Origin of the sequence: Agromyces sp. NPDC056965, assembly GCF_042673425.1 — a bacterium.
In the GTDB taxonomy this organism is placed as follows: Bacteria; Actinomycetota; Actinomycetes; order Actinomycetales; family Microbacteriaceae; genus Agromyces.
Window position 1 is genome coordinate 18,379 of record NZ_JBHURI010000014.1, and the last position, 14,442, is coordinate 32,820.

The window sequence follows — 14,442 nt, forward strand, 5'->3', positions numbered from 1 at the left end:
CTCAGTCGGTCGGCCGGCGGCGGCGGCGCGAGGTGAGCGCGGCACCCGCGAAGACGGCCAGCAGCGCCCCGATGACCAGGGCGATCGGGATGCCGAAGCCGGTGGCGGGCAGCGTCGCACTGCCCGAACCCGGCGCCGGTTCCGTCGGCCCGCCGGGGGTGGGCGTCGGGGTGGGCGGGTCGTCTGGCGCAGCCAGCGTGAACTCGATCTCGTCGTAGTTGTCGGCGCTGCGACCATCCTGCGCCGCGGACCCGACGAGGGCGCCGTTGCGGGCGGAACGCACGTCGGCGTCGGGGAGCACGGTCACGAGCACGCGTGCGGTCGCGCCGACGTCCAGCGACTCGACCTCGCAGGTGACGATGTCGAGGCCCTCTGGACTGGTCACCGCGCACGTGCCGCCCGATGCCGACACGAAGGTGAATCCCGGCTCGAGCGTGTCGCTGACCACGATGTCGGGCGCCGACTGGGGCCCGGCGTTGAACACGTCGATGGCGAAGACGAGCGGACTGCCTGCCTGCGGCGCGGCGGTCAGGAGCGATTTCACCACCGAGGCGTCGGCGAGGATGAACGCCTCGACGACCACCGTCGCGACATCGTTCCCGGGCACGGGGTCGGGGGTCGCGGAGGACACCGTGACGGTGTTCGTCACGGGACCGGGATCGTGACCCGCTGGAATCGCCAGCACGATGGTCGCCGACGCGGTCGCCCCGGCGGCGAGCGTCGGCGCGGTGCAGGACACGCTCCCGTCGGCGAAGGCGCACGTCAGGCCGTCGGCACTGGATGCCCCGACGAACGTCAGCCCGGCGGGCACGGGATCCGCCAGCACCACGTCGGTCGCCGTCGACGGGCCGGCATTGGTCACCGTGGCGGTGTAGGTGACGTTCGACCCGACCCGGTATCCGGTCGAATCCGCGGTCTTGCCGGCGACCAGATCCGCGCTCGCGACGATCGCGATCTCGGCCTCGCTGATGTTGTTGGAGAAGTCGAAGTCCCCGCCGACGATCTGAGAGCCCGCCGCCGCCGTATTGGTGACCGTGGTGGGCGCCTGACCGGGCGCGATGCGCGCCCCCACACGCACGGTGCGGCTCTCGCCCACCGCCAGCGTCCCGATGAGGCACTGCACGTACGTGACGTCACCTTCAGTCGTGAGGTTGCAGGCGGGGTCGGAGGCGGCCGGCTCGAAGGTCAGCTCCGGCGGAAGCAGATCGGCGATGTCGACGACCTCGGCGTCGGACGGGCCGGCGTTCGTGACGATGAGGCTGAACCCCGCGACGGAGCCCGCGGCCACCTCGGCAGCGTCGGGCACCTTCGTGATCGCGAGATCCGCGACGGCGATGACGGACTGGGAGACGGAATCCGAGGCATCGGCGGAGATCGGCGATGAGACGGTCGCCGTGTTCGTGAGCGTGGTCCCGGTGGAGAGACCGGTCGCGGCCGTGCCCGACACGGTGATCAGCACCGGCGGCGGCGAAGGCACCCGGCCGGGGCCGAGCACGGTCCCGAGCGTGCACGTCACGGTGCTCGGCAGGGTGATCTCGCACGTTCCCTGCGTGCTCGTCGCGCTGGTGGGTGTCAGGCCCGGCGGCAGGGTGTCGATCACGACCACCCCAGCGGCATCCGATGCGCCCTCGCGAGCGGGGTCGAAGACGTTCTCCACCGTCAGCTGGTAGCCGAACGGTGTTCCTGGCACGATGTCGACCTGGCCGTCGCCGTCGACATCGTTGCCACCCAGCACCGCCTTGTCGATGGTGAGCGTCGCCACCGGGTCGGTGACGGTGATCGGCGCCTGGGAGGTGTTGTCGGCCGGATCCCCGTCGGGGGTGGCCGAAGCGAGCGTCGCCGTGTTCACGTAGTCTCCCGGCGCCGCGTTCGACAGCGTGACCCCGTCGACCTGGATGAGCCAGCTCGCGTCGGTCGCGGCGAACACGGGCAGGTCGCCGATGGGGCACTGCAGGTCTCCGCCGCTCCAGGCGCATGCCGCGGTCAGATCCACCGGTTCGGCGCCGGCCCGGATCAGCACGACCCGGTTCACGAAGAAGTCGGTCATCGTCGACGAATCGACCACCACGACGTCACGCGCGATGCTCGGTCCGTCGTTGCGGATGTCGAGGAAGTAGCCGGTGAGCGCTCCGGCGGGCGCCGACGACGGAACCGTGAACGTCTGGGCGGGCAGGTCGAGCGAGTAGGTCCTCTTGGCGATGTTGAGGTCGGCGGAGGTGACGACCGGGTTCGTGACGGACGCGAAGTTGTTCGACGACACGGGATCCACGCGGTCGGGGTCGAGCAGCGTGATCTGCACGTCGTTGGTGAGCTGCGTGCCGTCGGCGAGCCCCGGATCGATCCGCACCCGCACGGGGAAGATCGCCGCGTACTGCGACGGCACGGTCGGCAGGTCGCACACCACGCGGTTCGGCTCCTCGAACCGGCACTCGGGCACGGAGTCGAGGTAGGTCACTCCCGGCGGCAGCGTGTCGACGACACGTGCGGACGAGGCATCCGAGGGCCCGAAGTTGCCGACCGCCAGCTTGTAGGTGACGATCTCACCCGCAGCGAACGACCGACCGGGGGTGCCCGGTGCCGGCGGCAGGTCGGTGGTGTCCCACTTGAACGCGATGAGGTCGGAGAGCGCCCGCGCCGTCACGGTCGCCGTCGCGGCGTTGTTGCCGGCAGCGGGGTCGGGGGTGGAAGCGGTGACGGTCGCCGTGTTCACCGCGCCGACGTCGAGGTCGAAGTCCGCCGGGATCGTCATGGTGACGGTCACCGTGGTCGACGCACCGGGCGCAAGGTCGCCGATATCGCACGTGACCGTCGCAGCGCCGTCGCACGACACCCCCGGTTCGCTCGTCGCTCCGACCGGGATCAGCCCGGGCGGAAGCGGATCGACGAGCTCGACATCGCGTGCGGTCGATGGGCCGGCGTTGGTCACCACCATCGTGAAGGTCACGTTCTCGCCGGCGGCGGGCTGCGTCGGCGTCGCCGTCTTCGTGACCGAGACGTCGGCGAGGGCGCTCACCGTCGAGGTCGCCGTGGCGGCATCGTCGGCCGGATCGGGATCCGTGGTCGTGGTCGAGGCGGTCGCGGTGTTCGAGAGTGCGCCGACCGGCGCATCGGGCGCCACGTCGGCGACGATCGTGATCGTCGCCGACGTCGCGATTCCTGCGGCGTCGGGGCCCGGCAGGTCGCCGAGCTCGCACGAGATGGTCGATCCCGTCGTGCACGTGCCGCGCGACGACGTCGCGCTCGCCGCCGTCAGCCCCGCAGGCAGGAGGTCTTCGACGTTCACGGCCTTCGCGGTCGACGGCCCGCGGTTCGTCACGACGACCGTGTAGGCGATCTGTCCGCCGGCGACCGCGTCCCGCGCGGTCTTGGCGGTCTCGACGTCGGCGAGCGGCGCTGCGACATCGATCGAGACGGTGTCGGTGTTGTCGGACGGATCAGAGTCTGGCGTGTTCGAGGCCGTCGTCGCGACGTTGTCGAGGACGACGCCCTCCGTGGCATCCGGCGACACCCGCGCACCGACGGTCATCACGGCTTGCGCACCGGCCGCGAGCGTCGGCATCTGGCAGCGCGCGGCGGATCCGCTGAAGCTGCACGTCGCGCCGGGAGCGTCGGCCGACGTCAGCACGAGCGCGGGATCCTGCACGGTGTCGGTGATGACGACCGATGCGGCATCCGATGGGCCGTCGTTGGTGACGGTGACCGTGAACGTCGTGGTCGCACCCGGCACCACCTCGTCATCGGTCGCCGTCTTCACCACCGACAGGTCGGCGTCGCGCACGACCGCGGCCGACGCGCCCGCCGCATTGTCACCCGGTGTCGGGTCCGCGGTGGCGGCGGTGACCGACGCGACGTTCACGATCGATTCGGCGTTCGATCCGGACGGGATGGCGACGACGACCTCGATGTCGACGACGGCGTCGTCGGCCACCGTGCCCAGGTCGCACGTGACCACTCCGGCGGAGGGCGCGCACGTTCCCTGCGGCGTCGTGGCCGAGACGAACGTCACCCCCGCCGGGAGCTGATCGGTCACGACCACGCCGGTCGCCGCATTCGGACCCGCGTTGGCGACCGTGAGGGTCGAGGTGACCTCGGTGCCGGCGACACCCGTCCCCACGCTCAGCGACTTGGTGAGCGACAGGTCGGCGACCGCGTCGACGGCGATCGTGGCGGGGGCCACGACGTAGGTGAGGTCGCGTCCGAGGGTCGCGGCGCGGTAGTCGAGCACAGCGGCGTTCACGAGGGTCGTGCCCGCGGCGTCGGGGTCGACGGTCGCGCGAACGCGCGCCTGCCACGTCTGGCCCACGCCGATCGTTCCGATCGTGCAGCTCACGTCGCGCGCGGCCCCGGTGCAGGTGCCGGACGACGGCGTGGCCGAGACGAAGGTCGTGCCGGGCGGCAGGGTGTCGGTCAACTCGACGAGGGTCGCGGGATCCTGCCCGGTGTTCGGGTAGGTGAGGGTGTACTCGAGCTCATCGCCCGGGAGCGCGGGCGTACGCCCGGCGAGGTTCGCAACGGTCTTCGTGCTCGTCGAGAAATCGGGCGCGAACAGGCCGATCGCCGTCGTCACCACGCCGGGGAAGTACCGGTCGCCGGTGCTCTCGAGCGAGATCGTCGCGCTCGTCGCGCCATTGGGGATCCCGCTGGCCGCGAGGTTCTTGATGTCGTACCCGAGCATGTTCAGGTGCGCGGGATTCCGCGTGGCGACGCTCGCGCCGTTGTCGTCGTTGGTGCCGTTGAAGAAGTTGCTGCCGCGCGAGAGCGGCGTCGTGGAGAGCAGCGTGCTGCCCAGCCGGGCGGAGTCGCCTGATGTAGAGAAGTCGCCCTCGTACGCGACCATCCCGAGCTGGGTCGCGACCGCGCCGGTCACCGGAGTGCGGAACCCCGACAGGTTCACCTGCTGCGGCTCGTCGCGACCGACGTCGGCGAACCCGTCGAAGACCGTGAGGTTGCGGAGCGGCAGTCCGGGTGCGCGGTACACCACGACGAGCGACCAGCCGGCGTAGCGGTCTTCGCCGGTGCCGGCCACGACGTTCGCACCCCAGTACGTGCCGGCTCCCGCGGTGCGCACGAGCGACGTGACGTCGGCGAACTCCTGGTAAGCCTGGTCGCCGGCGGTCGGCCCGAATCCGGCCTGCGAGGTCACGGGCGAGTACGAGGATGCCCCGGGGGCGCGAAGCTGCATGACCTTGCGATCGCCCACGCCTGCGACGCCTCCGTTGGCGCGGCTGAGGCGTGCGCCCCAGTACAGCCCCGCCCAGAGCACTTCGCCTGACGGCGGAGCGCTCACCTGCGTGCTCGAGGAGTTGAAGGTCGAGGCATCGGCGTCGACATCGAGGTGCTGCATCGCGAAGCCGTTGTTGTTCAACGACGTGGTTCCCGCTCGCGCACCGGCGCATCGGCTGTCGCTGGTCGGGCACGACAGCAGGTTGTTGCCGAAGATCGCCACGGTGCCGTTGTCATCGGCCGAGAAGCGCGCCGAGAAGGGCACGATCGGTGCGGCGCTGGTCGGCAGGACCACGACCAGGATCGATGCGAGGAGCAGCAGGACGGCGAGCGCGACCGTGGCCGATCGCGTTCGTTCGCGACCCCCCGCGTCCGTCACCCGGTCATCGTAACAGCAGGGTTGCGCGATGATCCTGCTTCATTTTCGGCATCGGCATCGGCGATGTCGGCCGGCGATCGGTTCCTCCGAAAACCGGGACCCCTCGGCCGGTGAGGCGCGGCTTCAGCGCCGCGGCTTCAGGTGCACGGTCGGCAGCTCGGGGGCGGGCAGCGGGGCGCCGTCGTAGCCGGTGACGTCGCCGAACCGTCCGTCGGGGTTGTCGCGGCCGACCACGTCGGCCTGCCACTGCCGACGGAACTCCACGATCTCGTCGTGATCGCGACCGATGAAGTTCCACCACATCACGAGCGCTTCGTCGAACGGCACGCCGCCGAGGAGGATCACGCGCACCGGGGCATCCGCTGCCCGCAGTCGTACGCCCTCGTGGCCGACCGGCAGGTAGCCGAGTTCGCTCCGCGCGAGCGTGGCGGTGCGGCCGGTCTCGGCGAGCGGCACGAGCTGATCGGGGTCGTCGGCCTCGCCGTCGAGCGCCGCGATCGTCACGCCGACCGGGCCGAGGTCGACGAGCAGCCCGTGCTCGAACGAGGGGTCGAGCTCGATCCAGGCCTCACCGCCGGCCGGCAGCTCGATCTGGGCGCCGACGAGCGGCGAGAACAGCGAGACGGATGCCTCGGCGTCGACGCCGGGCAGCGACCCGGCGAAGACGCGCACGACCGCGTCGTCGACCGGCACCTCGTCGATCTCGGCATGCTCGAAGAACGGCGCCACATGGCGGGAGTCGTCGGGCAGCGCCACCCACAGCTGCACTCCGTGCAGCCGGGTCGTCTGCGGGGTCGAGACCTCGGAGTGCGAGATCCCGCGACCGGCGGTCATCAGGTTCACCGCGCCGGGGCGCACCATCTCATGGCTGCCGGTGCTGTCGCGGTGCTCGATCTCGCCCTCGAAGAGCCAGCTGACGGTCTGGAGGCCCGTGTGCGGGTGCGGCGGCACGACCATGCCGCCGGAGGTCGCGACGTCGTCGGGGCCGTAGTGGTCGGCGAAGCACCACGCGCCGATCGTCGTGCGGCCGCGCTGGGGGAGCGTGCGGCGCACGTTCATCGCCCGCGGGCCGCCGAGGGGCACGTCTCGCGGCTGCAGCACGGCGATCGCGGGATCGGCTCCGGCCTCGGGCGGACAGAGCAGTTCAGCAGGGTTCCGCTCGAGGTTGCTCATGGCGAAAATACTACGCGGGGCACCCGCGCGCGGGGTGGGGCCGCCCGTTAGCATGGCGGTATGGCTCCTTCGCTGCGTCTTCGTCGTGCTGGTCTCCTCACCCTGGCGCTCTCGTCGGTGTTCCTGCTGTCGGCGTGCAACCCGCCGTCCGGAGCCGCCGAGAACTTCCCCGGCGTTCCGACCGAGGCCGACGCCGACACGGTCGACGTCGATTCGGGCACCGACCCGGCGGGCGACACCCACGAGATCCCCTCGTCCGAAGAGGGTCCCGTGGCCGTGTGGTGGGCCGACGGCGGCCAGATCGCCCTCATCGTCTCCGGGAGTTCGACGTGCCCCGTCGTGGGTGAGCAGATCCGCGTGCTCGAGGAGGCCGGCGAGGGCAACCGCGTCGCGATCGACCTCGTCGAACGGCCTGAAGACGAGGTCTGCACGATGGACTTCGTGCCGCACACGACGCTCTTCTGGACCCCGGTGACCGTCACGACGACCGAGCCGCTCGTCGTCGAGGTCGCCGACACCGAGATCACGATTCCCGTCAAGTGACGACCGCGACGTCGACCGCAGGCCGCTGACGGGCCGGTCGGCGTGATCCTTCTCGACGGCATGGCCGAGGCGTTCCCGCTGATGCGAGGCGGCGGCGCCTTCCTGGCTGCGATCGGACTCGGCATCCTGATCGGGGCATTCGGCTCGCGCCGATGGCGCATCGTCTGGCTGATCGCGGGCGCCGCGACCGGCGTCGTGATCATGGCCGTCGGCGGGGCCACGAAGCTCATCTTCGCCGGGCTCCCGTCGCCCGCGATCTGGCAGTGGGTCGTGCTCGGCATCGCCTTCCTCGTCGAGGGCTACCTCGTCAGCGTCGTCGTGCGCAGGTTCCCCGACCTCGACTCCCGCGAGTTCTGGATGTGGATGCTCGTCATCGTCGGGGCCCACTTCCTCATCCTCGGCTTCTCGCATGGGCCGATCTGCGCGCTGCTGGCGCTCGTCTGCGTGGCGAACGCCCTCGTCGGCCTGCGCATGCGTTCGGTCGACTTCCGGGTCTTCTGGGCGATCGACGGTGTGCTGAAGATCGCGGCGGGGGCCGCGATGATCGCCGTCAGCTACGCCTGATCGACCGAGCGCCGGAGCACGAGCAGTTCTCCGATCTCGCAGTCGAGCACCTCGCAGACGGCCTGCAGCGTCGAGAAGCGGATGGCTCGGGCGCGGTCGTTCTTCAGCACGCTGAGGTTCACGACGCTCACGCCGACGAGTTCGGCGAGGCGAGCGAGCGTCATGCCCCGGGCGGCGAGCAGCTCGTCGAGCCGGCAGTGCACATCGGATGCCTCGTCGGGCTCCGCCGGCGCCATCAGACGAGCCCCTCGGTATCGCGGCGCAGCCGATCGCCGACGGTGAAGACGGTCGCGGCCATGGCCGCGACGAAGGCGAGGAAGAAGAGGGGCATCACGTCGACCGACATCACGACGTTGTCGAAGTCGCCGTCGCTGAGGCGGGCGAAGGCGCCGTTGGCGGCCATGTTGCCGAAGAACGGCACGGCGGCGAAGCCGATGGTCCCGGTGATGCCGGCCACGGCCACCAGCGCGGTGTTGCGGCGGCTGAAGACCTGGTTCCGCATGACCGACCAGCAGAGGAGCAGGAGGCAGGCGACGACGATCCCGATCGTCGCCGCGGCGATCACCTGCTGGATGATGAGCGATGCCCACGATGCGCCGGGGAGCGCGGGCACGGTCACGATCGCCCGGTCGAGCTCGACCGTCACCAGGGCGCCATCGGGCCCGATCGGCGCTTCGGCGGTCGTTCCAGCGAACTCGGCGGCCACTGCGACGTCTCGGTTCGGCGCGACCTCGAGGATGCGCAGCACCGCTGCCGCGATACCCCACACCGCGATGACCGCGCCCGCGACCATGAACAGCCAGAGGGCGACCGTGTCGGAGCGACTGATCGAGGGGGCAGCAGTTGATTGCATCGTGTTCCTAACGTTTATCGATACTAACGATAAACGTTATGGTAGGGCGATCGCGCGCTCTCGTCAATGCTCGAACGTGATGCGCCCACGGCGAACAGGGCCCCACGGGGCATCCGCCTTGTTTACGCTCGTTGTATCGGCGCCCCTACCCAGCGGGGTCGTGAGGAGTAGAGATGTTCGAGAGATTCACCGACCGAGCCCGTCGTGTCGTCGTCCTGGCCCAAGAAGAGGCCAAGATGCTCAACCACAACTACATCGGCACCGAGCACATCCTGCTCGGCCTCATCCACGAGGGTGAGGGCGTCGCAGCCAAGGCGCTCGAGTCGCTCGGCATCTCGCTCGACGCGGTGCGCGAGCAGGTCCAGGACATCATCGGCCAGGGCCAGCAGCAGCCGACGGGGCACATCCCGTTCACGCCGCGCGCCAAGAAGGTGCTCGAGCTCTCGCTCCGCGAGGCGCTGCAGCTCGGCCACAACTACATCGGCACCGAGCACATCCTGCTCGGGCTCATCCGCGAGGGCGAGGGCGTCGCCGCCCAGGTCCTCGTGAAGCTGGGCGCCGACCTCAACCGCGTGCGCCAGCAGGTCATCCAGCTGCTCTCGGGCTACCAGGGCAAGGAGCAGGTGCAGGTCGGCGCGAACGAGCAGCAGACCCCGCAGGGCGGCTCGCAGATCCTCGACCAGTTCGGCCGCAACCTCACGCAGGCCGCTCGCGAGTCGAAGCTCGACCCCGTGATCGGTCGCGAGAAGGAGATCGAGCGGGTCATGCAGATCCTCTCGCGTCGCTCGAAGAACAACCCCGTGCTCATCGGCGAGCCCGGCGTCGGCAAGACCGCCGTCGTCGAGGGCCTCGCGCAGGCCATCGTCAAGGGCGAGGTGCCCGAGACGCTGAAGGACAAGCAGCTCTACTCGCTCGACCTCGGTTCGCTCATCGCCGGTTCCCGCTACCGCGGTGACTTCGAGGAGCGCCTGAAGAAGGTCACGAAGGAGATCCGCACGCGCGGCGACATCATCGTCTTCATCGACGAGATCCACACGCTCGTCGGGGCCGGTGCCGCCGAGGGCGCAATAGACGCCGCTTCCATCCTGAAGCCGCTGCTCGCCCGCGGTGAACTGCAGACCATCGGCGCGACGACGCTCGACGAGTACCGCAAGCACTTCGAGAAGGATGCCGCGCTCGAGCGCCGCTTCCAGCCGATCCAGGTCGCCGAGCCCTCGCTGCCCCACGCGATCAACATCCTCAAGGGGCTGCGCGACCGCTACGAGGCCCACCACAAGGTCTCGATCACCGACGGTGCCATCGTGGCCGCGGCGAACCTCGCCGACCGCTACATCTCCGACCGGTTCCTCCCCGACAAGGCGATCGACCTGATCGACGAGGCCGGCGCTCGCCTCCGCCTCTCGATCCTCTCGAGCCCGCCCGAGCTGCGCGAATTCGACGAGAAGATCGCCGTCGTTCGCGCCGCGAAGGAGACGGCGATCGAGGAGCAGGACTTCGAGAAGGCCGCCTCGCTCCGCGACGAGGAGAAGAACCTCCTCGGCGAGCGTCTGCGCCTCGAGAAGCAGTGGAAGTCGGGCGACGTCAAGACCACCGCGGTCGTCGACGAGGGCCTGATCGCCGAGGTGCTCGCGCAGGCCACCGGCATCCCCGTCTTCAAGCTCACCGAAGAGGAGTCCTCGCGACTCGTCTTCATGGAGAAGGCGCTGCACGAGCGCGTCATCGGCCAGGAGGAGGCCATCTCGGCCCTCGCCAAGACCATCCGCCGCACCCGCGCAGGTCTCAAGGACCCGAAGCGCCCGTCGGGCTCGTTCATCTTCGCCGGCCCCACGGGCGTCGGAAAGACCGAGCTCGCCAAGGCCCTCGCCGAGTTCCTCTTCGACGACGAGGCGGCGATGATCTCGCTCGACATGTCGGAGTACGGCGAGAAGCACACGGTCTCGCGCCTCTTCGGCGCCCCTCCCGGATTCGTCGGCTTCGAAGAGGGCGGCCAGCTCACCGAGAAGGTGCGCCGCAAGCCGTTCAGCGTCGTGCTCTTCGACGAGATCGAGAAGGCGCACCCCGACATCTTCAACTCGCTCCTCCAGATCCTCGAAGAGGGCCGGTTGACCGATGGCCAGGGTCGCGTCGTCGACTTCAAGAACACGGTCATCATCATGACGACCAACCTCGGCACGAAGGACATCTCGGGCGGCCCCGTCGGCTTCCAGCTCGAGGGCGACTCGCGCACGGGCTACGACCTCATGAGCGGCAAGGTGAAGGAGGAGCTGAAGAAGCACTTCAAGCCCGAGTTCCTGAACCGCGTCGACGAGATCATCGTCTTCCCGCAGCTCTCCAAGCCCGAGCTGCTGCAGATCGTCGACCTGTTCATCAAGCGCCTCAGCGAGCGCATGCTCGACCGCGACATGACGATCGAGCTCACGCAGTCCGCCAAGGAGCGGCTCATCGAGGTCGGCTTCGATCCGTCGCTCGGCGCCCGTCCGCTGCGCCGCGCGGTGCAGCACGAGGTCGAGGATCGCCTCTCCGAGAAGATCCTGCACGGCGAGCTCAACGCGGGCGACCACGTGCACGTCGACTTCAAGGACGGCGAGTTCCTCTTCACCACGACGCAGCGTGAGCTGCCCGTCGCGGTCGGCGTGAACACCGCCGCCGCGATCGGCACCGGTCCGGCGACGCCCGACCTGGCGGCAGCGTCGGGCGAGTAGCCGAGCACGACACGAAGGGGCGGATGCTGCGGCATCCGCCCCTTCGTCGTTCATGCCGTCGCACGGGATCGACGTCGTGCGGGAATACGATGGCAGGATGACCGAGTTCCACGTGCGCCGGGCGCGCACGAGCGATGTGCCGAAGATCATCGAGCTGGTGGAGCCACTCGTGCAGCGACGCATCCTGCTCGGCAAGGAGCGCGTCGACCTCTACGGTGCGGTGCAGGAGTTCCGCGTCGCCGAGACCGACGAAGGCAGCCTGGTCGGCGCCGGCGCGCTGCACGTCATGTGGGAGGACCTCGGCGAGGTCCGCACCCTCGCCGTCGACGACGCGTGGCTCGGCCACGGCGTCGGCCACGCGCTGCTCGCCGCGCTCGAGGAGGAGGCCCGCGAGCTCGGTCTCTCGCGGCTCTTCTGCCTGACCTTCGAGACCGGGTTCTTCGGCCGCCACGGCTTCGTCGACATGGGGGCCGAGACCGTGGATCCCACGGTGTACGCCGAACTCGTGCGCTCGAACGACGAGGGCGTCGCCGAGTTCCTCGACCTCGCGCGGGTGAAGCAGAACACGCTCGGCAACACGCGCATGCTGAAGCTGCTCTGACGTTCAGTGCCCCCTGACGCGCGTACTCGGCCGCTCGCGGGCGCTGAGATGCCGCTGAGACCTCGCTGAGACGAGAAACGGCACGCCGAGCGGATGCCGCGGGCGCGCGCATCCCGGCCGTACCCTGTGTGCATGTCGACGAACACACCGACCGGGCGGCAGTCACCGCAGGTGTACCGTCGTCGCCGCATCGTCGTGCTGATCGGCCTGCTCGCGGTGATCATCGCGATCGTGCTCGTCATCGTGCGTCCGGGAGCGAGCCAGGGCGAGGAGCCCGTCGCCTCGCCGAGCGCGGAGCCGTCGGCGGTGCCCGAGACGACCTCGATCCCGACGGAGCCCACGGCAGCCGACGGGGACCCGTGCGCTCCCGAGAAGATCCTGGTCGAGGCGGTCACCGACAAGTCCTCGTACGAGCCGGGGGAGCAGCCGCAGCTGTCGGTCACGATCACCAACACGGGCAAGAACGTCTGCGTGCTGAACGCCGGCACGAACGCGCAGGTCTTCACCGTCACGAGCGGCTCCGAGCAGTACTGGACGTCGACCGACTGCCAGGTCGACGCCATCGACGCCGAGGTCTCGTTGACCCCGGGCACTCCGGTCAGCTCGAGCGTGCCGATCATCTGGGACCGCACGTACTCGACGCCCGAGACCTGCACCGGCGCCCGCGAGACGGTGCCGGCGGGCGGTGCGTCGTACCACCTCGCGGTGACGGTCGACGGCTTCGCATCGGCCGAGCAGAAGCAGTTCCTGCTCTACTAGCGGAACCCGCAGCCACGGGATCGCCTCTTGCCAGTGTGCCGGCGTCGAGAGTGGAGGGCGGGGTCCGTTTCGTACCCCGGTTGGGTGCTTTCGGCGGCCATCCGGACGTGTGACCGTAGATGGGTGGCAATGACGTCGTGCCCCGACTGCGGGTCAACCGATATCGCACGAGATGTGCGGGGGCCGAACGATCACCGACTGTCTGAACCGAGGGTGCGTGCCCGATGCCTGGAATGCGATCGCGTCTGGGTGCTCATCGGGTCGGCTGCGGAGGCCTCTCTGCCGAGCTGATGCAGCCCCGTTGGGGGGTAGCCGCGGGGGGTGTCTGGTGGGATGGTGTGGGGATGCCCGTATGTCCCGAGTGCGGTCTCGTTGACGTGAGGATCATCGACAACATTCGTGATCTGTCGGCACCTCCGATGTTCGTTTGCATGAACGGGCATCAGTGGCCGGTGCCGTTGCCTCCGTCGCGCAGAAAGCGGTAGGTGCGTCAGTCCTCGCCGGGGTCGAAAACACCGACCCCTGCCCTTGCGGTGTGAGCGCTACCGAGCAGAGCTCTTCGGGCTTCGGCCCTGCGTACCGTGCGGGTAACCCGCGAACGCCGGGGTGGACCCCGCCGGAGGGTCGAAGTGCACGAGGGCGTTGGCCGCCTCGAGTGACGGTGCCGACGACATGAGCCGCTGCTCGGCCGGGTCGAGCGCCCACTTGACGACGAGGTAGACGTCGCCGCGCTTCACGTCGCGATAACGACGGATGATCGCCTTCGGCAGGGCCGGGTCGTTGCGTACGCACAACCAGGTGTCACCGTCGAATCGGATCGGTTTCGGGAGGCTGCTGGGCACTGGGCTCCTTCTGAAGAGGAGCGCGCCGGCCCGCGCGATGTTGCTTCGATGGTACGAGTGCCCCGCGACACGATCACAGGGCGATGTTGCTTCGATGGTACGAGCGCCCGGCGACAAGGTCGCGGGCAGGAATCGGTGAATGCGCCGGCGCCGTGGGGTCTACGAGAACGCCGTCGTCTTCGTCGACACCTCGGACCCTCACGGTCCGGCACAGACATCTTAGGTCGCTTTCCTCGGAAGTCCACATCCGATTCCGGCGATGCCCGGAAGCCGGCGATCGGATGCCTCGGAGTGCGCCGTCGGCGGACGGAGGCGGGCCCCGCGGCATCCGCTCGGTACCCTTGTGGAATGGCAGGAAAGGCACGACGGAAACAGGCGGCTGAACCCGTGGAGTTCCGTTCGCAGGCGCTCGCAGAGGCACTCGAACGGCAAGACGTCGCGGCGGTCGCACTGGCGCTGCGCCACGGCAACACCGTGGTGCCGCTCGTGAAGCCGGGGCCGCGCGACAAGCCGCTCGACGGCGGCGAGGTGTGGACCTACCGCGACCCGAAGACCGGCGATGTCGCGCTGCTGCTCTTCAGCGATGCCGCGAACAAGCCCGAGAACCTGCCGCCCGCGGTGGGGCTGCAGAGCCCGGCGTGGCTGCGCACCTTCCTGAAGCGGCACGAGTCGACGATCACCACGGTGTTCCTCGATATCGCGGGGCCGCACCCGATGCAGGCGCCGCCCGCTGAGCTGCTGAAGGCCCTCGAAGCCTGAGTCGGCGGCGAGCGGGCTCGCGTTCCGCTTGACCCTGCACCGTG

At 69.6% G+C, this 14,442-nt stretch carries 11 protein-coding genes; 6 read left to right on the top strand and 5 right to left on the bottom strand.

Annotated elements, in window-relative coordinates; translation table 11 throughout:
* Position 1 precedes the first annotated feature (1 nt).
* Positions 2 to 5,602: an LPXTG cell wall anchor domain-containing protein gene (locus ACFTQE_RS05345; protein WP_376924088.1), complete on the bottom strand. Its 5,601-nt coding sequence runs from the start codon at positions 5,600 to 5,602 to the stop codon at positions 2 to 4.
* 123 nt (positions 5,603 to 5,725) lie between these two features.
* Entirely contained in the window at positions 5,726 to 6,775 is a 1,050-nt protein-coding gene (locus tag ACFTQE_RS05350; protein ID WP_376924089.1) for a pirin family protein, read from the bottom strand.
* Between the two features lie 60 nt (positions 6,776 to 6,835).
* On the opposite strand from ACFTQE_RS05350, the gene ACFTQE_RS05355 reads away from it, so the two are divergent.
* Both ACFTQE_RS05355 and ACFTQE_RS05360 read left to right on the top strand, forming a co-directional pair.
* Positions 6,836 to 7,318, top strand: coding sequence for a hypothetical protein (locus ACFTQE_RS05355; protein ID WP_376924090.1), 483 nt, complete (start codon positions 6,836 to 6,838; stop codon positions 7,316 to 7,318).
* 42 nt (positions 7,319 to 7,360) lie between these two features.
* Positions 7,361 to 7,882, top strand: coding sequence for a DUF6609 family protein (locus ACFTQE_RS05360; RefSeq protein ID WP_376924091.1), 522 nt, complete (start codon positions 7,361 to 7,363; stop codon positions 7,880 to 7,882).
* Here the strand turns inward: ACFTQE_RS05360 and ACFTQE_RS05365 are convergent.
* Positions 7,873 to 8,118, bottom strand: a complete 246-nt coding sequence (locus ACFTQE_RS05365; protein ID WP_375835297.1) for a helix-turn-helix domain-containing protein — start codon at positions 8,116 to 8,118, stop codon at positions 7,873 to 7,875. The two genes, ACFTQE_RS05360 and ACFTQE_RS05365, sit on opposite strands and share 10 nt — an antisense overlap.
* A complete protein-coding gene (locus ACFTQE_RS05370; RefSeq protein WP_376924092.1) occupies positions 8,118 to 8,735 on the bottom strand; it encodes a hypothetical protein in 618 nt (205 codons plus the stop codon). The genes ACFTQE_RS05365 and ACFTQE_RS05370 overlap by 1 nt, the downstream gene beginning before the upstream one ends.
* A gap of 173 nt (positions 8,736 to 8,908) precedes the next feature.
* Between ACFTQE_RS05370 and ACFTQE_RS05375 the strand changes: the two genes are divergently transcribed.
* The 3 genes from ACFTQE_RS05375 (at position 8,909) to ACFTQE_RS05385 (ending at position 12,797) form a co-directional block, all read left to right on the top strand.
* Positions 8,909 to 11,437 (top strand): ATP-dependent Clp protease ATP-binding subunit, encoded by a 2,529-nt coding sequence (locus ACFTQE_RS05375; protein ID WP_375835293.1) that lies wholly within the window; start codon positions 8,909 to 8,911, stop codon positions 11,435 to 11,437.
* Positions 11,438 to 11,534: 97 nt separating this feature from the next.
* The gene (locus ACFTQE_RS05380) at positions 11,535 to 12,038 is read left to right on the top strand and encodes an amino-acid N-acetyltransferase (protein ID WP_376924093.1); all 504 of its coding nucleotides are present in this window, start codon (positions 11,535 to 11,537) and stop codon (positions 12,036 to 12,038) included.
* 132 nt (positions 12,039 to 12,170) lie between these two features.
* On the top strand, positions 12,171 to 12,797 hold the full coding sequence (locus ACFTQE_RS05385) for a hypothetical protein (protein WP_376924094.1): 627 nt from the start codon (positions 12,171 to 12,173) through the stop codon (positions 12,795 to 12,797).
* Positions 12,798 to 13,339: 542 nt separating this feature from the next.
* On the opposite strand, the gene ACFTQE_RS05390 is transcribed toward ACFTQE_RS05385, so the two are convergent.
* Positions 13,340 to 13,639, bottom strand: a complete 300-nt coding sequence (locus ACFTQE_RS05390) for a hypothetical protein (protein ID WP_376924095.1) — start codon at positions 13,637 to 13,639, stop codon at positions 13,340 to 13,342.
* Between the two features lie 348 nt (positions 13,640 to 13,987).
* On the opposite strand from ACFTQE_RS05390, the gene ACFTQE_RS05395 reads away from it, so the two are divergent.
* Positions 13,988 to 14,398, top strand: coding sequence for a dehydrogenase (locus ACFTQE_RS05395; protein ID WP_376924096.1), 411 nt, complete (start codon positions 13,988 to 13,990; stop codon positions 14,396 to 14,398).
* Positions 14,399 to 14,442 lie beyond the last annotated feature (44 nt).

Bases quoted from the DNA above. Each gene is read 5' to 3' on its own strand.
- ACFTQE_RS05370 (WP_376924092.1), bottom strand. From the start codon at position 8,735: ATGCAATCAACTGCTGCCCCCTCGATCAGTCGCTCCGACACGGTCGCC.
- ACFTQE_RS05365 (WP_375835297.1), bottom strand. From the start codon at position 8,118: ATGGCGCCGGCGGAGCCCGACGAGGCATCCGATGTGCACTGCCGGCTC.
- ACFTQE_RS05395 (WP_376924096.1), top strand. From the start codon at position 13,988: ATGGCAGGAAAGGCACGACGGAAACAGGCGGCTGAACCCGTGGAGTTC.
- ACFTQE_RS05350 (WP_376924089.1), bottom strand. From the start codon at position 6,775: ATGAGCAACCTCGAGCGGAACCCTGCTGAACTGCTCTGTCCGCCCGAG.
- ACFTQE_RS05380 (WP_376924093.1), top strand. From the start codon at position 11,535: ATGACCGAGTTCCACGTGCGCCGGGCGCGCACGAGCGATGTGCCGAAG.
- ACFTQE_RS05385 (WP_376924094.1), top strand. From the start codon at position 12,171: ATGTCGACGAACACACCGACCGGGCGGCAGTCACCGCAGGTGTACCGT.
- ACFTQE_RS05355 (WP_376924090.1), top strand. From the start codon at position 6,836: ATGGCTCCTTCGCTGCGTCTTCGTCGTGCTGGTCTCCTCACCCTGGCG.
- ACFTQE_RS05375 (WP_375835293.1), top strand. From the start codon at position 8,909: ATGTTCGAGAGATTCACCGACCGAGCCCGTCGTGTCGTCGTCCTGGCC.